The 20616-nt window shown below is 71.3% G+C and carries 20 protein-coding genes; 6 read left to right on the forward strand and 14 right to left on the reverse strand.

The window, feature by feature from the left end; genetic code table 11:
* Positions 1-7: 7 nt before the first annotated feature.
* Positions 8-1732: a lipid A export permease/ATP-binding protein MsbA gene (gene msbA, locus P1K89_RS12815; RefSeq protein ID WP_284616841.1), complete on the reverse strand. Its 1725-nt coding sequence runs from the start codon at positions 1730-1732 to the stop codon at positions 8-10.
* 142 nt (positions 1733-1874) lie between these two features.
* On the opposite strand from msbA, the gene imuA reads away from it, so the two are divergent.
* Both imuA and P1K89_RS12825 read left to right on the forward strand, forming a co-directional pair.
* Entirely contained in the window at positions 1875-2918 is a 1044-nt protein-coding gene (imuA, locus tag P1K89_RS12820; RefSeq protein WP_284616842.1) for a translesion DNA synthesis-associated protein ImuA, read from the forward strand.
* Positions 2919-2973: 55 nt separating this feature from the next.
* A complete protein-coding gene (locus P1K89_RS12825; protein WP_284616843.1) occupies positions 2974-4527 on the forward strand; it encodes a Y-family DNA polymerase in 1554 nt (517 codons plus the stop codon).
* Here the strand turns inward: P1K89_RS12825 and P1K89_RS12830 are convergent.
* From P1K89_RS12830 to P1K89_RS12850, 5 genes are all read right to left on the reverse strand, one after another.
* Positions 4524-5237, reverse strand: coding sequence for a LysE family translocator (locus P1K89_RS12830; RefSeq protein ID WP_284616844.1), 714 nt, complete (start codon positions 5235-5237; stop codon positions 4524-4526). The genes P1K89_RS12825 and P1K89_RS12830 overlap by 4 nt on opposite strands.
* 16 nt (positions 5238-5253) lie before the next feature.
* The gene (locus P1K89_RS12835) at positions 5254-5844 is read right to left on the reverse strand and encodes a chromate transporter (protein ID WP_284616845.1); all 591 of its coding nucleotides are present in this window, start codon (positions 5842-5844) and stop codon (positions 5254-5256) included.
* Entirely contained in the window at positions 5841-6440 is a 600-nt protein-coding gene (locus P1K89_RS12840) for a chromate transporter (protein ID WP_284616846.1), read from the reverse strand. The genes P1K89_RS12835 and P1K89_RS12840 overlap by 4 nt, the downstream gene beginning before the upstream one ends.
* Complete coding sequence (locus P1K89_RS12845) at positions 6433-7620, reverse strand: MFS transporter (RefSeq protein WP_284616847.1); 1188 nt, start codon at positions 7618-7620, stop codon at positions 6433-6435. The genes P1K89_RS12840 and P1K89_RS12845 overlap by 8 nt, the downstream gene beginning before the upstream one ends.
* A 79-nt stretch (positions 7621-7699) precedes the next feature.
* The gene (locus P1K89_RS12850; protein ID WP_284616848.1) at positions 7700-8707 is read right to left on the reverse strand and encodes a D-2-hydroxyacid dehydrogenase family protein; all 1008 of its coding nucleotides are present in this window, start codon (positions 8705-8707) and stop codon (positions 7700-7702) included.
* Between the two features lie 130 nt (positions 8708-8837).
* Here P1K89_RS12850 and P1K89_RS12855 point away from each other — a divergent pair, with 130 nt between their 5' ends.
* On the forward strand, positions 8838-9353 hold the full coding sequence (locus tag P1K89_RS12855) for a DUF1993 domain-containing protein (protein WP_284616849.1): 516 nt from the start codon (positions 8838-8840) through the stop codon (positions 9351-9353).
* Between the two features lie 173 nt (positions 9354-9526).
* Here the strand turns inward: P1K89_RS12855 and P1K89_RS12860 are convergent, their stop codons facing one another.
* The 4 genes from P1K89_RS12860 to lexA all read right to left on the reverse strand — a co-directional run bounded on the left by P1K89_RS12860 (position 9527) and on the right by lexA (position 11534).
* The gene (locus P1K89_RS12860; protein ID WP_284616850.1) at positions 9527-9907 is read right to left on the reverse strand and encodes a hypothetical protein; all 381 of its coding nucleotides are present in this window, start codon (positions 9905-9907) and stop codon (positions 9527-9529) included.
* Positions 9908-9920: 13 nt separating this feature from the next.
* Positions 9921-10370 carry a hypothetical protein gene (locus P1K89_RS12865; RefSeq protein ID WP_284616851.1) on the reverse strand — a complete coding sequence of 150 codons (450 nt, stop codon included), beginning with the start codon at positions 10368-10370 and terminating at the stop codon, positions 9921-9923.
* 154 nt (positions 10371-10524) lie between these two features.
* Positions 10525-10860, reverse strand: coding sequence for a helix-hairpin-helix domain-containing protein (locus P1K89_RS12870; RefSeq protein ID WP_284616852.1), 336 nt, complete (start codon positions 10858-10860; stop codon positions 10525-10527).
* The gene (gene lexA / locus P1K89_RS12875) at positions 10860-11534 is read right to left on the reverse strand and encodes a transcriptional repressor LexA (RefSeq protein ID WP_284616853.1); all 675 of its coding nucleotides are present in this window, start codon (positions 11532-11534) and stop codon (positions 10860-10862) included. The genes P1K89_RS12870 and lexA overlap by 1 nt, the downstream gene beginning before the upstream one ends.
* A 114-nt stretch (positions 11535-11648) precedes the next feature.
* On the opposite strand from lexA, the gene P1K89_RS12880 reads away from it, so the two are divergent.
* A complete protein-coding gene (locus P1K89_RS12880; protein ID WP_284616854.1) occupies positions 11649-12584 on the forward strand; it encodes an asparaginase in 936 nt (311 codons plus the stop codon).
* A gap of 45 nt (positions 12585-12629) precedes the next feature.
* Here P1K89_RS12880 and P1K89_RS12885 read toward each other — a convergent pair whose 3' ends face one another.
* Together P1K89_RS12885 and P1K89_RS12890 are read right to left on the reverse strand one after the other, a co-directional pair.
* Positions 12630-13055, reverse strand: a complete 426-nt coding sequence (locus P1K89_RS12885; protein WP_284616855.1) for an organic hydroperoxide resistance protein — start codon at positions 13053-13055, stop codon at positions 12630-12632.
* 44 nt (positions 13056-13099) lie between these two features.
* Complete coding sequence (locus tag P1K89_RS12890) at positions 13100-13591, reverse strand: MarR family winged helix-turn-helix transcriptional regulator (RefSeq protein ID WP_284616856.1); 492 nt, start codon at positions 13589-13591, stop codon at positions 13100-13102.
* 100 nt (positions 13592-13691) lie between these two features.
* Here P1K89_RS12890 and P1K89_RS12895 point away from each other — a divergent pair, with 100 nt between their 5' ends.
* Positions 13692-15854 (forward strand): ATP-binding protein, encoded by a 2163-nt coding sequence (locus P1K89_RS12895; protein ID WP_284616857.1) that lies wholly within the window; start codon positions 13692-13694, stop codon positions 15852-15854.
* Here P1K89_RS12895 and P1K89_RS12900 read toward each other — a convergent pair.
* Positions 15842-16840, reverse strand: a complete 999-nt coding sequence (locus P1K89_RS12900) for a helix-turn-helix transcriptional regulator (RefSeq protein WP_284616858.1) — start codon at positions 16838-16840, stop codon at positions 15842-15844. The two genes, P1K89_RS12895 and P1K89_RS12900, sit on opposite strands and share 13 nt — an antisense overlap.
* 112 nt (positions 16841-16952) lie before the next feature.
* On the opposite strand from P1K89_RS12900, the gene P1K89_RS12905 reads away from it, so the two are divergent.
* Positions 16953-17624 (forward strand): NIPSNAP family protein, encoded by a 672-nt coding sequence (locus tag P1K89_RS12905; RefSeq protein WP_284616859.1) that lies wholly within the window; start codon positions 16953-16955, stop codon positions 17622-17624.
* Between the two features lie 80 nt (positions 17625-17704).
* On the opposite strand, the gene P1K89_RS12910 is transcribed toward P1K89_RS12905, so the two are convergent.
* The gene (locus tag P1K89_RS12910; protein WP_284616860.1) at positions 17705-20587 is read right to left on the reverse strand and encodes a DUF4062 domain-containing protein; all 2883 of its coding nucleotides are present in this window, start codon (positions 20585-20587) and stop codon (positions 17705-17707) included.
* Positions 20588-20616 lie beyond the last annotated feature (29 nt).

Here is a 20616-nt window from a genome sequence, read left to right on the forward strand (position 1 = left end):
TCTTCGATCAGCTACGGAATTGCAGCGCGTGCAGCCGCGCATAGATGCCGCCGCGCGCCAGCAGCTCGGCATGCGGCCCCTGCTCGACGACGCGGCCGGCGTCGAGCACGACGATGCGGTCGGCATGTTCGATGGTCGACAGCCGGTGCGCGATGACGATGGTGGTGCGCCCGCGCATCAGCTGGTCCAGCGCCTCCTGCACCGCGCGTTCGCTCTCGCTGTCGAGCGCCGAGGTGGCTTCGTCGAGGATCAGGATCGGCGCGTCCTTGTACAGCGCACGCGCGATCGCCAGGCGCTGGCGCTGGCCGCCGGAGAGCTGGCTGCCGTTGTGGCCGACCAGGCTGTCCAGCCCCTGCGGCAGGCCATCGACGAAGTCGAGCAGGTTGGCGCCTTTCAGCGCCGCGCGGGCCTTCGCCCGGTCGACGTCCTGGCCGAGCGCGATGTTGTGCAGCACGCTGTCGTTGAACAGCACCACGTCCTGGCTGACCAGCGCAAATTGCCGCCGCAGCGCATCGACCTGCCAGTCCGGCAGCGGCACGCCGTCGAGCAGGATGCGGCCGGCGGTCGGCTCGACGAAACGCGGCAGCAGGTTGATCAGCGTCGTCTTGCCGGCGCCGGACGGGCCGACCAGCGCCACCGTCTCGCCGCGATGGATCGCGAGGTCCAGGCCGTCCAGCGCGGGGCTCTGGTCGTCGCGATAGCGCAGACCGATGCCCTGCAGCGAGATGTCGCCCGCCGCGCGCCCGGGGTCGTGCGTGCCGCCGCGCTCGGGCGGGCTCTGGTCCATCAGCTCCAGGCCGCGCTCGATCGCCACCAGCCCGCGCGTCAGCTGCGCCGAGACGTCCGACAGGTGCTTGATCGGCGCCACCAGCATCAGCATCGTCGTGACGAAGGCGACGAAACTGCCGACGCTGGAGCCGCTGGCCTGGCTCTGCCACAGCGCCAGCGTGACGACGGCCGACAGCGCCAGCGCGGCGAAGACCTGCGTCAGCGGCGTGATCGCGCCGCCGGCGGCGGCGATCTTCAGCAGCACGCGGCGCAACTGCACCGCGTGGCGCTCGAAGCGGCCGGCCTGTGCCGGCTGCGCGCCGTGCATGCGCACGATGCGCCAGGCCAGCGCGTTCTCCTCGACCACGTAGGCCAGCTCGTCGACGGCGGTCTGGCCCTCGCGCGTCAGCCGGTGCAGCCGCTTGCCGACCACGCGCATCACCCACGCGACGGCCGGGAACAGCACCGCGACGAAGAGAGTCAGCTTCCAGTTCAGCCAGAACAGGTAGCCCAGCAGCGCGACCAGCGCGAACGAATCGCGCACGGTGGTCAACAGCGCGCTGACCAGCAGCGTCGCGCCCGTCTGCGCTTCGTAGACGAGGGTGTTGGTCAGCTGGCTGGTCGAGCGCAGCCCGAACATCGCGGGCTCGGCGGTGAGCACGCGGTCGAAGAGCTGCTGGCGCAACTGCTGCAGCGCGCGCTGCGCCGACCACGACAGCCCCAGCTGCGCGACGAAGCCGGCGACGCCGCGCACGGTGAACAGCCCGACGATGGCCACCGGCACCGCCCACATCGGCAGCGTGCGGTCCTGGAAGCCGGAATCGAGCAGCGTCTTCAGCAGCTGGCCGACCATCGGCTCGGTCGCAGCGCCGATCAGCGAGCCGATCAGCGCCAGCGCCAGGCCCAGCCGGGCTTGGCGGAAGTAGGGCAGGAGGCGGCTCAGGCGCTGCAGCAGGGATGGCATCTCGGCGTGGGGGGCAACGCCGGCGAGGGGAGACAGCGCAGCGCGACGGGCATTATCGGGGCGTGATCCGTGCAAAAGGACGGCCCGGAGGACCTGGCGCCGCGGGGGCTCGCTTGCCACGATGACTGTATAAAACTACAGTATGTTCGTGAACCTGTCGCCGCCGCTGACGAAGAACCTGTCGCTGTTCGACGACGAGCCTGCAACGGCCGTCGCCCCGGCGGACGGGCAGGTCGCGCGAGTGGCGCCGGGTTCCCTCGTCGACCCGCCACCGGCGCAGAGCGCCGACCCACCGCCGGCGCAGAGCATCGAACCGCGGTCCACGCCGACGCGCGATGAGTCTTCGTTCGACGCAGCGCCTTTGACGATGCCGGCCGGCGAGCGCCTGCCGACGGCGCCCCGGGCGCCGCACCGGTCGCCGGCCCCCGAAACCCTGCACGCCGCGCTGTGGCGGGCGCACCAGCTCGGCGGCGGCCGCATCGTCACCACCGCCAGCGGCTTCGCGGCGCTCGATGCCGAGCTGCCCGGCGGCGGCTGGCCGCACCGCATGCTGACCGAGCTGCTGCTGCCGCATCCCGGCGTCGGCGAATTGCGCCTGCTGTCGCCGGTGTTGAAGACACTGCTGGCGCCACGGCCCCCGGTGGGCGAAGCCGCCGCCGATGACGGCCGCTGCGTGATGCTGTTCGATCCGCCGGCCGCGTTGTGCGGCTGGGCGCTGGCACAGCTGGGCCTGGATGCGCGCCGGCTGGTGGTCGTGCATGGCCGCGAAGGCACGCGCGGCGCAACCTACCTGCGGCATCTCCTGCCCAGTGCCGACGTGCTGTGGGCGCTCGAGCAGTCGCTGCGCAGCGGCCACCTGGGCGCCGCGCTGGCGTGGCTGCCGGCGCGGCTGTCGGTCGACGTGCTGCGCCGGCTGCAGCTGGCCGCGCAGGCGCACGACGGGCCGGTGTTCCTGTTCCGCGAGCCCGAAGCGCGCCACCGTCCCAGCGCGGCGCCGTTGCGGCTGTCACTGCAGCCGGCGGGCTTCGACCGCCTCGCGCTCAAGCTGCTGAAGCGTCGCGGGCCGCCGCTGCTGCAGACGCTGCAGCTGCAGCTGCCGCCGGTGCTCGAGCCCGAGCTGCGCGGCCGCACGCCGGCGCAGCTGCTGCGCCCGCAGCGCCTGGCGCGCCCGTCCGAATCCGCCTGATCCACGGTGGCCCGATCCCCCTGCCGGACAGGCCGCTGCTCTTGAACGTCATCCCATGTTGTGGATCGGTCTGCACCTGCCCTGGCTCTCGCTCGAGACCTTTCGCGCGACGCTCGTGGCCACCGATGGCCCGCCGCGTCCGATCGCCCTGGTCGCCGACGGCCGCATCGTGCAGGCAGACGAGCCCGCGCGCGCGCTCGGCATCCGCCCGGGCTTCAAGCGTGCCACCGCGCTCGCGCTGTCGGCCGAGCTGCTGCTCGGCCAGGCCGATGCGCACCGCGACGCGATCGCGCTGCAATCGGTGGCGCAGGCGGCGCTGGCCTTCACGCCGGCAGTCACCCTGGGTGACCACGGCACGACGGTGCAGCTGGAGGTGCAATCGACCTTGCGCTACTTCGGCGGCCTGCAGAAGCTGCTCGACCGCCTGCGGCAGGCGATGGCACCGCTGGGCCATCGGCTGCAGCTGGCCACCGCGCCGACCGCGCGCGGCGCCGCGCTGCTGGCGCGCTGGCGCCCGGGCTTCGAGATCGGACCGCACAGCAGCGAGCTCGCGCAACTGTGCCGCCTGCTCGATGACGCACCGGTCTGGCTGCTCGGCCCGGGCCGGGAACACTGGGACGCTCTGCAGGGCATGGGCCTGCACACGCTGGCCGACCTGCGCGCGCTGCCGCGTTCGGGGGTTGCGCGGCGCTTCAGCCCCGAGCTGCTCGACGAGCTCGACCAGGCCCGCGGCCGCGCGCCCGAGCCGCAGCGCTGGATCGTCGCGCCGCCGCGCTTCCATGCCCGCATCGAGCTCTTCACCCGTGCCGACCGCAGCGAGCAGGTGATCGCCGGCGCGCGTGTGCTGCTGGCGCGGCTGGTGGCCTGGGCGCAAGCCCAGCACGGCCGCATCGGCCGCTTCACGCTGGTGATGCACCATGAACGCCGCCACCGCGCGGACGACCGCACGCCGCCGATGACGATGCTTCACATCGAGCCGGCCGCCGCGTCGGCCGATGTCGCGCACCTGCAGATGCTGCTCGCCGAGCGCATCGGCCGCCTGCCGCTGGCCGCGCCGGCGCTGGAGCTCAGCGTGCATTGCGACGCGCTGGTGCCCGGCGCCGCGCCGAATGCCGAGCTGTTCCCCACCCGGGCCAGCGAACGCGCCGGCCTGACGCGCCTGATCGAACGGCTGCAGGCGCGCCTGGGTCGCGAAGCGGTGCAGTCGCTGGCGCTCGCGCGCGATCACCGCCCCGAACGCGGCACGGTGACGCGTCCGGTCGACGCCGCGCGTGCCGGAGCCGCGCCGCCGTCGGAACCCGCGATCGAACAGCGCATGGTTCAGTCCGCCGCGAATGCCGCCGCCGACGTGCTCGACCGCCCCGCGTGGCTGCTGCCCGAACCGATGCCGCTCGCCCAGCGCGACGGCCGTCCGCTGCTCGACGGCCGCCCGCTGCTGCTGCTGGCCGGCCCCGAGCGCATCGAGACCGGCTGGTGGGACGAGGGCCTCGTGCTGCGCGACTACTACGTCGCCGGCTGCGCCGACGGCACCCTGGTGTGGCTGTTCCGGCCGCGGGTGGCACCGGTCGAAGACGACGCGGTGTGGTTTCTGCAGGGGCGCTTCGGCTAACGAACAGAAGACTCGGCCAGGCCCAGCCGCACCCCCAGCGCGATGAAGAGCGCGCCGACGCCGCGCGTCAGCCACGTGGTCCAGCGCCGTGGCCCGGCGCCTTCGCGCGCCAGCTTCGCGCGCAGCGCGGCGATGACCCACGCGAAGCCCAGGTTCACCAGCGTGCCGTTGATGTTGAAGACCGCGCCCAGCACCAGGAAGGCCTGCGCCTTGTGCGCCGTGCCGGCGTCGATGAACTGCGGCACGAAGGCGAGGAAGAACAGCGCCACCTTCGGGTTCAGCGCGTTGGTCAGGAAACCCTGCAGGAAGACACGGCCGAAGCCGGCGGCCGCAGGCCGTCCGGTGGCCGCGGCCGGCGCGGCGGCCGGTTCGCCCGCGGCGGGCGTGGCGCCGGCGCCGATCGAATCCCGCGGCGGCATGCGCGTGCGCAGCATCGAGAGGCCCAGCCACACCAGGTAGGCGGCACCGATCCAGCGGATCACGTCGAAGGCCAGCGCCGAGCCGGCCAGCAGCGCCGACAGCCCCAGCGCCGCCGCCACCGCATGCAGCGTGCAGCCGGCGCCGACGCCCAGCGCCGCGGCGGCGCCGGCACGGAAGCCGTGTGCACCGGCGCGTGCGGCGATCAGCGCGACGTCCGCGCCGGGCGTGAGGTTCAGCAGCAGGCCGGCGGCGATGAACAGCGGCAGGTCGTGGATGCCGTCGAGCAGCATGGGGGTCCTTCTTCGTTCAGCCGGTCAGCCCGGCCATGCCGGCAAGCGCGCCGGCGGCGATCAGCCACAGCGGGCTGAGCCTGGTCCAGGTCATCGTCGCCGCCGTCGCGGCGATGACGGCCCAGGTGCCCCAGTGGCCGCGCGTCGGCGCCGTCAGCACCCAGCCGGTGGCCAGCAGGAGCCCCAGCGTCAGCGGCACCATGCCGGCGGTGAAGGCGCGCAGCACGATCGAATCGGCGCGGCGGTGGCCGAGGCGCCCGACCACCCATGCGGTCAGCGACGAGGGCAGCATGATGCCGACCATCGTCGCGACCAGGCCCGCGAAGCCGGCGACATGCAGCCCCAGCAGGCCGACGAACAGGATGTTCGGCCCCGGCGCGGCCTGCGCGATGGCCACCGACGCGGTGAACTGCGCGTCGCCCAGCCACAGCTGCTGCTGCACGAGGTAGCGGTGCATGTCCGGCGCCGCGGTGATCGCGCCGCCGACGGCGATCATCGACAGCAGCATGAAGTGCAGCATCAGCTGCAGCAGGTCGTCCCAGCCGAGGCCGTGCAGGCCCCACAGCTCGGCCGCAGCCGCCAGGGTGCTTGCGTCCGGCCAGCTCACGCCGTTCTCTGCTGCGCGCGGATGCGCCACCAAGCCAGCGCCATCGACACGCTGCCCAGCCCCAGGACCACGCCCACCAGCGGCCAGCGCAACCCGCCGATCAGCGCCAGCGTCAGCGCGGCGATGAACCAGCTCGCCGGCTGGCCGAGCGGGTTCGTCTTCAGCGTCGAGCGCAGCTTGAAGGCCATCGCGATCACCAGCCCGGCCGAGACCACGCCCATGCCGCGCAGCGCCCCGATGGCCAGCGGGTGTTCGGCGACCTGGGTGTAGAGCGTCGCGATCGCCAGCACGATCACCATCGGCACCGTCAGCAGCCCGGCCGAGGCGGCCAGCGCGCCGCGCCAACCGCACGCCCGGTCGCCGAAGATGATCGCCATGTTGATGATGTTCGGCCCCGGCAGCACCTGGCCCAGCGCCAGCAGCTCGACGAACTGCGATGGGCTCAACCAGTGCTCGCGCTCGACCAGCTCGCGGTGCGCGATCGGCAGCACGCCGCCGAAGCCCTGCAGCGCGAGGCGGTTGAAGACGCGGAAGAGCTCGGCCGCCGACTGCGGCCGGCGCAGCGGCGGCTCGGTGGCGGGCGCGGCCTCAGCCATGCGCCGCGGCGACGCGCGGTGCCGCCGCCATGCGGCGCGCAGCCCACACGCTCAAGGCGATCGCGCACAACATCCAGGCCAGGCCGATCCAGTGCAGCGGCCCGAAGCCGGCCTGCGCGACCACCAGCCCGCCGCTCGAGGCGCCCAGCGCCTGGCCGGCGTACATCGCCGAGCTGTTCAGCGCCACCAGCGCGGCCGTCAGCGCCGGCGCGGCCATGCTCAGCCGCGCCTGCTGCGCCGAGTTCGACGCGAAGCAGCCCAGCGCCCACGGCATGATCACCAGCGCCATCGATCCGAAGCTGGTGCCCAGCGGCCACAGCAGCAGGCTCAAGCCCATCGCGCCCAGCAGCCAGGCCACCGCGCGCGCGGCGCCGATGCGGTCGATGTACCTGGACAGCAGCACGTTGCCGATCACGCCGATCGCGCCGAACCACATGAAGATGGTGCTGATCTGCGCCGCATCGGCGCCCAGCACCTGGCGGTAATAGGGCGCGAAGTACGAGAACAGCGTGAACTGGCCGGCGGCGCTTAACGCGGTGACGCCGATCGTCGCCATCAGCGCCGGGTGCGTGAACACCTCGCGCCAGCTCTGCAGCGACAGCGCCGGCGGCCGCACGCCGTCGGGCATCGCGCGCCAGACCCACGCGGTGCCGATGAGACCGAGCACCGCGACGAGACCGAAGGCGTAGCGCCAGCCGAAGGCTTCGCCGATGTAGGCATGCAGCGGCATGCCCAGCACCGACGACACCGACCAGCCGAGGAAGACGAAGGTGATCGCGCGGCCGCGCCGTTCGGGCGGCACCATCATGCCGATGGCCGCGGCGGCCTGCGGCGTGAACACCGCGGCGCCCAGCACCGTCAGCGCGCGCACCGGCAGCAGCGCGGCGTAGTTCGGCGCCAGCGCCGACAGCGCATGACCCAGCGCGAACCAGCCGAGCGCGAAGGTCAGCAGCCGGCGCCGGTCGATGCCGGCGACGAAGGCCGCGAGCAGCGGCGCGCCGACGGCCATCACCACCGCGGCGACGGCGATCAGCTGGCCGCCGACCGCGACGCTGATCTTCAGCGACGAGACCAGGTCGTTCAGCGCCCCGGTGGGCACCATCACGCCGCAGCCGATCGAGAAGTTGCCGTACAGCAGCGCCCAGCGGGCGCCGCGCGGATCGTTGGGGGTGGGGGTCATCGCGCTCGCGTCCCGAGCGCCGGTTGCCCGCGCACCGGTCGTCCTCCTCGGGGAGGGCGCCAGTCTAGGCGGGCTTCAATCACCGGAGGACCTTCAGGGCCTCGGGATTCACCAGGTTCGTCGGTTCGTTGCGGATGAAATTGACGACGTTGTCGAACGCGGCGCCGAAGTACAGCTCGTAGCTGTCCTGCTCGACGTAGCCGATGTGCGGCGTGCACACCGCGTTCTCCAGCCGCAGCAGCGGGTGGCCCTGCAGGATCGGCTCGGTCTCGAAGACGTCCACCGCCGCCATGCCGGGCCGGCCGCGGTTCAGGCCCGTGACCAGCGCGTTCTCCTGCACCAGCTCGGCACGCGAGGTGTTCACGAAGATCGAGGTCGGCTTCATGCGCGCCAGGTCGTCCAGCGTGACGATGCCGCGGGTCTGCTCGGTCAGCCGCAGGTGCAGGCTCAGCACGTCGGCCTGCTCGAAGAACTGCTCGCGGCTGTCGGCCGGCGTGTAGCCGTCGGCCGCAGCCTTCAGGCGCGACGCGTCGCTGCCCCAGACGATGACCTGCATGCCGAAGGCCTTGCCGTAGCCGGCAACCAGCTGGCCGATCTTGCCGTAGCCCCAGACGCCGAGCGTGCGGCCGCGCAGCACGAGCCCCAGGCCGAAGTTCGGCGGCATCGACGCCGACTTCAGCCCCGACTGCTGCCACGCGCCGTGCTTGAGCGTGCCGATGTAGTGCGGCAGCCTGCGCATCGCGGCCATGATCAGCGCCCAGGTCAACTCGGCCGGCGCCACCGGCGAGCCGATACCTTCGGCCACCGCGATGCCCATGCGGGTGCAGGTCGCGACGTCGATGTGCGGACCGACGCGGCCGGTCTGCGCGATCAGCTTGAGCTTGGGCAGCTTTTCCAGCAGCGCGCGCGGGAAGTGCGTGCGTTCGCGGATCAGCACCAGGATGTCGGCATCGCGCAGGCGCACCGACAGCTGGCCGATGCCTTTCACGGTGTTGGTGAAGACCTTGGCATTGAGGTTGTCGAGCTTCGCCGCGCAGCGCAGCTTGCGCACGGCATCCTGGTAGTCGTCGAGGATGATGATGTTCATGGCGGGGCGCGGCCATTGTGCCGCCCCCGACGCGTGACAAGGCGTCAGAGCCGCATCAGGCTTGATGGGACCGGCCGCGCATAATTTCGGCTGCGGCTCGCTGCACGTCACCCCTTCTGGAGCACTTCAAATGTCCCTCTCGATGTACTCGGCCAGCGTGCCGGTTTTCAAGCGCCAGCTGACCGGCATGCTCGGCTGGCTGGACAAGGCCGAGGCCCATGCGCAGGCGCGCAAGTTCGACCCCAACAACTACCTGCAGACGCGGCTCGCGCCGGACATGCTGCCCTTCATTGCGCAGATCCGCATCGCCAGCGACGGCGCCAAGGGCTGCGTCGCACGGCTGGCCGGCATCGAGATCCCGAAGTTCGAGGACAACGAGGCCACGATTGACGAACTGCGCCAGCGCATCCGCAAGACGCTGGAGTTCATCGACAGCGTCGGGCGCGACAAGATCGACGGCAGCGAGGAGCGCGAGATCACGATCCCGATGCGCAATCGCGACCCGATCCAGTTCAAGGGCGAGTTCTACCTGAAGCACTGGGCGCTGCCGAACTTCTTCTTCCACGTGACCACGGCCTACGCACTGCTGCGCCACAACGGCGTCGAGCTCGGCAAGAAGGATTTCCTGGCACTCGGCGACGGCTGAGCCGCCGCCGGGCCGCCCCAAGGCGGCTCGCGCCCCCTTGGGGGGCAGGAGCGAAGCGACGTGGGGGCCTCATGACGGCCGCCGGGCCGCCCCAAGGCGGCTCGCGCCCCCTTGGGGGGCAGGAGCGAAGCGACGTGGGGGCCAATGATCGCCGCACGCCGCGGCGCCGGCGATCAGTGGCCCGGGAAGGCCATCGCCGGGAAGCTGCTGTCCAGCGCCTGGTGCAGCGCATGGCGGGTGGTGGGGTCGGGATCGGCCGCACGCAGCGCGTCGAACACCGCGCCGCGCAGCAGCCAGAGGTCGACCGGCGCTTCGCTCTGCCGCACCTGGTGGCGCAGCCAGCGGCCGCGGCTGCCGTCGATGCCGGCGACCGCGTCGATGAAGCGCTGCTTCAGCTCGACGAAGGCGCGGCGCGCCGCGATGCGCGCGCGGCGCTGTCCGGGCAACGAGGCGGCCGACACCGGCGAGGTGTCCGCGGCGGGCATCGCGGTGAAGTGGCGTGGTGCGATCGGCGCCGTCGGCGCCATCCACGGGGAGGTCGACAGGCGGGACATCCGTCCGTCCTGTTCAGACGATCTGGCTCGCCGTCCCCTGGCGCGGCGCACGCACCGGGAAGTGGCGGTTCAGGCGCAGCATGCGCGCTTCGGCTTCCGCCTGGCTGAGCGCCTGGGCCAGCAGGCCGTAGAGCGTCGAGCGCAGGTGCCACAGCTCGCGCAGCGAGCGGGCACGTTCGATGCGCTCGGCCAGCGCCTGGCCGTCAGCGAACGGCAGATCGCCCAGGCTGGCCCGGAACTCGTCCTTCACCAGCGCCAGCCGGTTGACGGGGCGATGTTCGGCCGGCGTCCAGGGCGAGCGGTCGAGCCAGCGCTTCGCGCGGCCCCACAGCGTCAGCGACGAGGGCCACAACGCGGGCGGGCAGACCTCGACGCGGCTTTGCAGCGTGCTGGACAGCCGGCTGTCGCGAGCCGACCCGGGACGGGTCGCCCAGCGGGGCAGGAGGCGGTGCAGCGTGTTCATGGGCTTGATATCGACCAGCGAAGCGAGGGTCTGTAGCCAATTGTTCGGTGCCGCACCGACTGCAAAAAAGACAAACAGGCGCCGCAAAGGGCGCCTGTTCGACGAATGGGCGGCAGGGGCCGGCGAAGCGCCGGGGAAGGCGCCGGTGCAGGCGCTAGACCGCTCCGTACAGCAGCTTGCGCTGCGCGGTGTAGGCCCACCACGGCGCGGGCTCGGCGCCGCGCATGAAGTCGGTGGCGGCCATGAAGGTGTCGAGCACGCAGGGGTCCTGGCGCTTGCCGGTGTGTGCGCACAGCGCCTGGTACAGCACGAAGGCATCGCGGTGCGCCAGCTCGCGCGGGTGCACGATGCCCAGGGCGCGCAGGTCGGCGGCCATCGACGGGCCGATGTTCGGCAACTGCTCGAGCTGCTGGCATTCGGCCGCGCTGGCGGCCTTCGGAGACTTCACCAGCGGCCGGCGCGCGAGGGTGTCCGGGGCGGCGCTGGCCATCACATCAGCATCGTGTTGCGGATCAGCCCGACGGCCACGCCCTCGAGCTGGAACTCGGCGCCCGGCGGCACGACGATGGTGGCGTAATCGGGGTTCTCGGCCAGCAGTTCGATGCCGGTCTTGGTGCGGCGCAGGCGCTTGACGGTGACGTCGTCGCCCAGGCGCGCGACGACGATCTGGCCGTTCTTCGCCTCCTGCGTGCGCTGCACCGCGAGCAGGTCGCCGTCGAGGATGCCGGCGTCGCGCATGCTCATGCCGCGCACCTTCAGCAGGTAGTCGGGCCGGCGCGGGAACATGCTGGCCTCGACGACGTAGGTCTGGTCGACGTGTTCCTGCGCCAGGATCGGGCTGCCGGCGGCGACGCGGCCGACCAGCGGCAGCGTCAGCTGCGCCAGGCTCGGCAACGGCAGCGAGAATTGCTTGCCGCGCGCTTCGTTCAGCGCCCGCAGGGTGTCCGACCGCAGCCGGATGCCCCGCGAGGTGCCGCCGACGAGCTCGATGACGCCCTTGCGGGCCAGGGCCTGCAGGTGTTCCTCGGCGGCGTTGGCGGAGCGGAAGCCGAGCTCGGCAGCGATCTCGGCGCGGGTGGGCGGGGCGCCGCTTCGTTCGATCGCGCTCTGCACGAGATCGAGAATCTGCTGCTGGCGCGGGGTGAGTTTCGGGCCTTCTTCCATGCGTTGTTCTCCGAAAGCTGCGGCGGGTGGACGGCTGGCCGCTGGCGGCGGGCCGGCAGGGTGGCCACCTGCTTATCCATCCAGTGGCTGTATTTTTATCCAGATGAGGGCGGGATGCCAAGCACCGTTGTGATCCTGGGTACCGGCGGCACGATCGCCGGCACCGCGAAGAACGCGGCCGACAACGTCGGCTACACCGCCGCGCAGCGCGGCATCGACGAGCTGGTGGCCGCGGTGCCGCAGCTGGGCGAGGCGCCGCTGGAGCTGGAGCAGGTGGCGCAGCTCGACAGCAAGGACATGGACTACGCCACCTGGCAGCGGCTGGCGCAGCGCATCGAGCTGCACCTGGCGCGGCCGGAGGTGGTGGGCATCGTCGTCACCCACGGCACCGACACGATGGAGGAGACCGCCTGGTTCCTGCAGCGTGTGCTGGCGCCGGCCAAGCCGGTGGTGCTGACCGGCGCGATGCGGCCGTCGACCGCACTGCAGGCCGACGGGCCGCAGAACCTGCTGGATGCGGTGGCCGTCGCGCGCGAACCCGGCGCCTGCGGCGTCGTCGTCGCGTTCGGCGGCCTGGTGCACAGCGCGCACGACGTGCGCAAGGTGCACACCTATCGGCTCGATGCGTTCTCGTCCGGCGATGCCGGGCCGATCGCGCGCATCGAGGAAGGCCGGCTGCGGCGGCACCGGCTGTGGCCGGTCGGCAGCGCGCTGGGGCTGGCGCGCATCAATTTCGACCCCGGCTCGTGGCCGCGGGTGGAGGTGATCTCCGGCCATGCCGCCTCGGACGGCTTCATCGTCGATGCGCTGGTCGGCGCCGGCGTGCACGGCATCGTGGTGGCGGCGCCGGGCAACGGCAGCCTGCACCGGGCGCTGGAGCCGGCGCTGCGGCGCGCGGTCACCGCCGGCGTGCCGGTGTGGCGCTGCTCGCGCTGCGCCGGCGGTTCGCTGGTGGGCAGCTTCGACGACAAGCTGCCGGCAGCGCCGACGGCGTCGCCGTGGCAGGCGCGCATCGACCTGATGCTGAGCCTGCTGGCGACGCCGGGATGATCTGGCGGGCCGCCGCGCCTTTCGGGCGTCAGCGGCCGGCGCCGGTCAGACGACGGTCAGCGTGACGTCGATGTTGCCGCGCGTCGCGTTCGAGTACGGGCAGACCTTGTGCGCGGCGGCGACCAGCGCCTCGGCGGCCGAGCGCTCGAAGCCGGGCAGGCTGATCTTCATCGCGACCTGGATGCCGAAGCCGCCGGGGATCGGGCCGATGCCGACGTCCGAGGTGATCGACACGTCGTCCGGCACCTTGAGCTTCTGCGCCGCGCCGACGGCCTTCATCGCACCGATGAAGCAGGCCGAGTAGCCCGCCGCGAACAGCTGCTCCGGGTTCGTGCCGTCGCCGCCGGCGCCGCCGAGCTCGCGCGGCGTCGACAGGTTGACTTCGAGCTTGTTGTCCGAGGACTTCGCGGTGCCGGTGCGGCCCCCGGTGGCGGTGGCGGTGGCGGTGTAGAGGACCTTGTCGAGAGCCATGGTGTGCCTTTCTGGGCTGGGGTGAACAGGTCGGACCGCGCGGATCAGGCGGCCCGGGTGGAGGAAGCGGTGGCGGCGGCGAGCTGCTCGCGCAGCGCGCGCAGCCGTTGCGCGAGCTCGCCGATCTCGGTGAGGTCGCAGGCGGTGGCGCTGGCGATGCCTTGCGGCACCGCGACGGCGCGCGCCTTCAGCTTGCGGCCTGCGGCAGTGAGCTGCAGCAGCACGCGGCGTTCGTCGGCCGTGTCGCGCAGGCGCTGCACCAGGCCGAGCGCTTCGAGGCGCTTGAGCAGCGGCGTCAGCGTGCCGGAATCGAGCGTCAGGCGTTCGCCGAGCTGCGACACGGTGATGCCGTCACCTTCCCACAGCACCAGCATCACGAGGTACTGCGGATAAGTCAGGCCCAGCGGTTCGAGCAGCGGCTTGTAGGTCTTGGTCATCGCCAGCGAGGCCGAGTACAGCGCGAAGCACAGCTGGCGGTCGAGCGCCAGCCAGTCATCCGGACCGACGTGCTCTGAAGGGGTATGCCTGCGTGCCATGGCCGTTAATGTAGCGAGCAATTCAATTGTGTGCAATTTAAATTCCGAGACCCTGCGGCGCGCAGGGTCGAAGCCGGACGGTCAGGCGCAGACTGTCGCCATGCACACCCCACCGCCCGCCGCAGCACCGGCGGCGCCGCTGCCACCGGATGCGCTGTACCACGCGCTGGTCGAGCATGCGCCCGACGGCATCCTGCTGATCGATCCGGCCGCTGGCCGGGTGCTCGATGCCAACCGCAGCGCCTGCACGCTGTTCGGGCGGGACCGGGACACGCTGCTGGCCGCGTCGCTGCTCGACCTGAGCCCGCCGCGGCAACCCGACGGCCGCGACTCCGCCGAAGCCGCGGCCGCTCACTTTGCGGCTGCGGCGCGCGGCGAGGGCGGGGCGATCGACTGGACCTGCCGCCGCGCCGACGGCACGACGCTGCCCTGCGAAGTGCGCATGGCGCCGGTGCCCGGACCGGAGCCGCGCGTGCTGCGCATCAGCCTGGTGGACATCAGCGAGCGCAAGCAGGCCGAGGCGCTGCGCGACGGCGAGACGCGGCTGTTGGAGATGATGGCGCGCGGCGTGCCGCTGCTGCAGACGCTGGAAGAGCTGGCGCTGCTGATGGAATCGCAGGTGGCGGGCCTGACCTGCACGCTGGTGCTGCTGGACGTCGACGGCCGCCACATCGCCGGTGCGATCGGGCCGCACATGCCGCCCGAGTACCTGAAGGCGCACGAAGGGGTCGAGATCGGTCCGCTGGTCGGCTCCTGCGGCACGGCGCTGTTCCGTCGCGAGACGGTGATCGTGCCCGACATCCTCGTCGACCCCGGCTGGCAGCCGTTCCTGCCGCTGATCGCGCACCACGGCTTCCGCGCCTGCTGGTCGGCGCCGATCTTCCACGGCGAGGCCGTGCTCGGCACCTTCGCGATGTACCAGCGCGAGCCGCGCAGCCCGGCCGCGCGCGACATCCATCTGCTGAGCGTGGCCACGCACATCGCCGGCATCGCGATCGAGCGGCGGCGGCGCGAGATGGAGCTGGCGCGCTACCGCGAGCACCTGGAGGAGCTGGTGCGCGAGCGCACCGCGGCGCTGGAGGCCGCGCGCGACAAGGCCGAGGTGGCGAACCGCGCGAAGAGCGCCTTCCTCGCCTCGATGAGCCACGAGCTGCGCACGCCGCTCAACGGCATCCTCGGCTTCGCGCAGCTGCTGCGGCTGGACCCCGACACCACCGAACGGCAGCGCAAGGGCATCGGCATCATCCAGAGCAGCGGCGAGCACCTGCTGACGCTGATCAACGACGTGCTCGACCTGTCGCGCATCGAGGCCGGCAAGCTCGACCTGCACCCGCAACGCTTCAGCCTGCCAAAGCTGCTGAAGGTCGTCACCGACGTCATCCGCGTCAAGGCCGAGGAGAAGAGCCTGCTGTTCCACTTCCGGCCGGCACCGGACCTGCCGGGCGGCGCGGTGGCCGACGACAAGCGCCTGCGCCAGGTGCTGTTGAACCTGCTGGGCAATGCGGTGAAGTTCACCGACCAGGGCGAGGTGAGCCTGGCGGTGCAGGTGCTGCAGCGCATCGGCGACCAGGCTCGGCTGCGCTTTCAGATCGCCGATACCGGCGTGGGCATCGAGCCTGCCCAGCTGCAGCGCCTGTTCCAGCCCTTCGAGCAGGCCGGCGATGTCGACCGCCGGGCCGGCGGCTCGGGCCTGGGCCTGTCGATCAGCCGGCAACTGGTGCGGCTGATGGGCAGCGAGATCGACGTGCACAGCGTGCCGGGGCAGGGCAGCCGCTTCGCCTTCGAGCTGGAGCTGCCGGTGTTCGAGGACCTGCAGCCGGCGGAGCCGCCGGCGCCGGCGATCATCGGCTACGACGGCCCGCGCCGGCGCGTGCTGATCGTCGACGACGTGCCGGTGAACCGCATCGTGCTCGCCGACCTGCTCGGCCAGCTCGGTTTCGAGGTCGACGAGGCCGGCAACGGGCAGGAGGGCCTGGAGCGGGCGCAGGCCTGCCGGCCCGACCTGATCGTGCTGGACAACGTGATGCCGGTGATGGACGGCCTGACCGCGACGCGCCTGCTGCGCGCACGACCCGATACGCAGGGCGTGCCGATCATCGCCGCGTCGGCCAGCGCATCGAACGAACACCAGCGCGCGAGCCTGGCCGCCGGTGCCAACGTCTTCCTGCCGAAGCCGATCGACCACCGGCGGCTGTTGGAGCAGGTGGGGGCGCTGCTGAACCTGCAGTGGCGCGTGGCCGATGCGGGCGATCAGTCCGCGTAGCGCAGCGCCAGCGTGCGGTAGGTCTGCGCCAGCGCCTCGCGCAACGCGGGCGGCGCGAGCACCTCGCCATCGTTGCCCAGGCGCAGCAGCTGGCGCGATGCGTGCGCGACCGACTCGATCGGCAGCGTGACCTCGATGCACCCTTCGTGGGTGGCGCTCGGCTCGGCGCTGTCCAGCGCCGCAGCGGCGATCACCGGGCTGAAGCCCTGCACGGTCTTGAAGCCGGCCTCGTTGATCCGCAGACGCGCGGTGCCGCTGTAGACGCCGGCTTCGAAGCGGGCAGTCTCGCGCGCCCACCACGCGGCGAGGTCGAAGCCGCGCGGGCGTTCGAACAATTGATCCAGCGCTTGCAGCGACAGGATCGCCGACAGGCGGTAGACGTGCGGCTCGCGGCCGCGCGTGGCGTCGCGGGCCGGATCGGGGGCGCTGCGCGCGGCCATGTACCAGGTGCCGGCCTTCAGCACCACGCCGAGCGGTTCGATCACGCGTTCGCTGACGCCGTTCCAGCTCTCGTAGCGCATCGCCAGCCGCTGCGCATGCCAGACGGCTTCGGCCACCGCCTGCAGGTGCAGCGGCGGCACGGCGCTGCGGAACCAGTCGATCGGGTCGAGGTGGAAGCGCGCGGCCACCTGCTGCGCATCGGCCTGCCAGTCCGACGGCAGCGCGGCCAGCAGCTTCAGCTGGGCGGTGGCCATCGCTTCGCCGAGGCCGAGCTCGGCTGCCGGCCCCGGCAGGCCGGCCATGAAGATCGCGCGGGCTTCGGGCACCGTCAGCCCGGTGAGCTGGGTGCGCCAGCCTTCGCGCAGCTGGAAGCCGCCCGAGCGGCCGGGCTCGCCCCACACCGGCACGCCGGCGGCACTGAGCTGGTCGATGTCGCGGTAGACGGTGCGCACCGACACCTCCATCTGCCGCGCCAGCGCGGGCGCGCTCTGCCGGCCGCGGGTCTGCAGCAGCATCAGGAGGGTCAGCAGGCGGCTGGCGCGCATTCGGGGTGCGGTATGGCGTGGAACGGGCGCCAGTGTCGCCGCAAATACTGACATGCGGTGGCAGGCTTGGCGGCGCAGCATCGCCGGCCATGAACCTGCACAGGAGAGTGACATGCTGACTTCCACGACCGTGCTGCCGCCGGTGATCGAGCTGCGCCAGTACACGCTGCACCCGGGCCGGCGCGACGAACTGATCGAGCTCTTCGAGCGTGAACTGCTGATGCCGCAGCAGGACTGCGGCATGCGGCTGCTTGGCCAGTTCCAGGACCTCGGCGATCCGGACCGCTTCGTCTGGCTGCGCGGCTTCGCCGGCATGCCGCAGCGCGCGCAGGCACTCGCCGATTTCTACGGCGGCCCGGTGTGGCACGCGCACCGCAGCGCGGCGAACGCGACGATGATCGATTCCGACAACGTGCTGCTGCTGAAGCCCGCGCTGCCGGTGCCGACGCCGGCGAAGCTCGGCAGCGGCCGCGTGGTCTGCACGATCTGTCCGCTGCGCGCGCCGCCCGACGAGGCGCTGCGGGCGCGCCTTCGCGACGGCGTGCTGCCGCAGGTGGCCGCGGCCGGCGCGACCCCGCTGGCGGTGCTGGAGACCGAGCCCGCGACCAACACCTTCCCGCGCCTGCCGGTGCGCGAAGGCGAGCAGGTGCTGGTTTGGCTGGCCTCGGTGCGCGACGACAAGCCGTGGCCGGTGCTCGACGTCGGCGGGCTGCTGGATCGCTGGCTGCGCGACCTGCCGATCACGCTGCACCTGCGCGCGACGCCGCGCTCGGCTTGGCGCTGAAGACGCTCATTTAAAACGATAGGAATGGAAGCGTCTTACTGGCTTGGTTGTGGACTGCACGCGGCTGGACTGAAGGCGCTTCACTCGGCACCGGCCAGCCAGCGACGCGTGTCGTGGGCGTCAGGATGGCGGATGCGTTCGCGCACTGCCAGTGCTTGCTGGAACGCGCGCTGCGCGAGTTCAGGCTGACGCAGCGCGTGGAAGGCCTCGCCCCAGACCTGCGCGGCATCGGCTTCTCCCCAGGCGTATTGGCACTCCTTTGCCGTCGCAAGGTCGAGTGCTTCGCGGGCGGCGGAGACGGCGGCCGCCGCGTCGGGCCATGCGAGGCGGATGCGGGCTAGGAGCACCAGCAACTCAATCAGTAGCAGGCGGAAGCCGCAGGTGCGCGCTTGCAGGATGCCGGCCTCGACCTCGGCCAGCGCGCCGGTGAGGTCACCGCGGTTCAGTGCATCCTGCGCGGCGAGTTGGTGGGCAGTGATGATCAATTCCATGTCACCAGTGCGTGCCGTCCATGCACGGACATCGGTCAGGTGGGCATGGGGGTCGGTGCGTTCTGCCAGCGCGAGTCTGGCCAGGAGGCTGTCCCACATGGGCAGCTCGATGTTCCAGCCGCCGCTTCTTGCACGCTGACGGCCTCTGTCGATCAACGCCCTTGCTTGTGGCAGGTCCCCAAGGTCGAGCCGATGCCGAGCTTGTTGGGCCCCGCGCAGCGAATACAGCATCAAACCGCCGTGTTGAAGCTCAGTGGCCGCTGCGAAACTGTTCTCTGCAGCGTCAATGTCGCCGAGTGCATGGAACGTTGTCGCGCGCGCAGACAGCGAATTCAATCGGAGTTCAACGTTCCCTGCAAGTTCGGCTCGATCAAGCGCTTCTGCGGCCAGCAGCGCAGCCTCCGGCAGCAGGCCGAGTGCGGTCGCCACTTCGTTGGAGTTGCGCAGTCCGATCGACGCTTCCTTTGCATCCCGTTGGCGTGCGCAGTATTCATCGTCGGCTTGACGCAGAGTCCAAGACTCATTCAACCGTCCCAACCTTCTCGACCAGAGCGCCAGGTCGGCGACGCAAACGAACCGATCACGTTCGGTAAGGCGTTCGTCGCCGACACGCTGTGGATGGTTCGGGCTAGCAAACGCTGACACTATGCGGTAGCCGCGGGCGAACTCGCCGAGAACCTTGCCAAGATGGTCATAGCCCTCCAAACCAAACCAGTACAAATCGAACGCTTCTCTTACCCGACCGGATAGGCGGATGGCCTCGATCAATTGCTCGTAGCGATCGAGCATCGCGGTCTCCCGTGGCTTCACGTGAGGGCGCTTGTCGAGACCGCGGCCTAACGTGCTGGCGACGACTCCGAACACCTCCGCCGGCGAGCAGCCCAACAGCGTCGCGAAGCGCTCACGCAGGAACGGATGGGCGGTCCAGGTCAGCGTGTTGTCCGCACCGTCGTAGCTGAACACCAGCCCGCGCTGCTTCAGACGCTGCAGCAGCGCCAACAGGCGCGTCCGCGCGTTCACCAGGACGCCGGCCGCCGCACCGCCGGCATCGACCAGGGTACCCAGCAACTCCAGCGTGATGCCGCGCGGAAATACCGACAGGCGCACGAGCAGGTCCCGTTCTTCAGCTGGAAGGCGTTCGGCGTAGTAGGCGAGGACGCGGGCGAGCTTGCCGGCCCTCGGATCGTCGCCGGTGACCTCGTCGAGATTGAATTCGGTGACTGCTTCCACACGCCCGTCGGCGATGAAGGATTGCAGGTACGAGCCGATCACTGCCACCGACAGCGCATGGCCGCCGACCTGGCGTACCACCGCGTCGAGTTGTTCGTCCGTCCCGGTCGCGTTCCAACTCCGCAGTAGCGCGCGTCCGGCCGTGACATCGAGGTCGTCCAGCGCCGTGCTGGCAAATCCGTTGCGTTGCCAGTCCTGCAGGTCGACGAGCGGGAATCGCGAAGTCACCAACGCCCGCGCACGACCCAGCCCCGCAGCCAACGATTGCAGCAGCAGCTTGACTTGATGGTCCTCCAGTTCGCCGCGCACGCGCCCGGCACCCGCCTCGGCCTGCACGCGCTCTAGCCCATCCAGCACGATCAGGTGCGGGCGACCGTCACGTAGGCCGCGTTGCAGCCGTTCGAGGCGGCCGCCGACGGGCTGGCCGTCCTCTTCGCCGAGAAAGAGGTGCGCGCACTCGCGCAGGAAGGCGTCGCTGTCCGGCCGCTCGTAGAACGACCAGACCAGCACGCCAGCCAGCCCGGGCTGCAGGCGGCGCACCACCTGTTCGATGACCGCCGTTTTCCCGGTACCACCAGCGGCGACCAGCGCATGCACGCGGTCCGGCGAGGCCAGGTCCGCGGCCCACGCTGTCAGCCGCTCGACCAGCGCATCACGGCCGGTGAAGTGCGGCGCCGGCTGAAGCGCGTGCACGATGCGAATCTCCGCGACACGAGGCGCTGAAGCACTCGCACTGCTCGGGCCTGCCGTGCGCAACGCTGTCGCGATCTTGCGGCCCAGGTCGTCGGGCGTCGTGAAGGACTCGCACACGACGTGCTGCTGCAGCCACTCTTTAAACTCGCCGAGCGCCTTGACCGCCTTGACGACTTCCTGGATCTTGGCCGGGTCAGCCAGCGTCGCCGGATCGTTGAGGCGATCTGTTTCCTTCGCCGCGGTCCACGGATGCTTGTCGTCGACGATCCAGGCCAGTACCGCCTTGCCGGCTGCATGCGCTGCTTCGACTTCCCGCCGCGTGATGCTGCCGCGGCCGGCCTCGGGCTCGAAACCGTTGCGATGCGCGACGATGCACACCAGCACGTCGCACGCCGCCGCCAGCCGTTCGCACTCGTCGACCGGCCTACCCGGCTGCGGCCCGAAGCGCTCCATCACCACCGACTGTTGCTGTAGTCGCAGCATGGTGTCGTCCGCGACTCGCCGGTGTTCGGCAAGGTCCAGCGCCGTGGAAGACAAGAAGATCTTCATCGCCGCGATCGTAGCGACACGACTGTCGC

The organism is Aquabacterium humicola, assembly GCF_030167915.1.
Taxonomy (GTDB): Bacteria; Pseudomonadota; Gammaproteobacteria; order Burkholderiales; family Burkholderiaceae_C; genus Pseudaquabacterium; species Pseudaquabacterium humicola.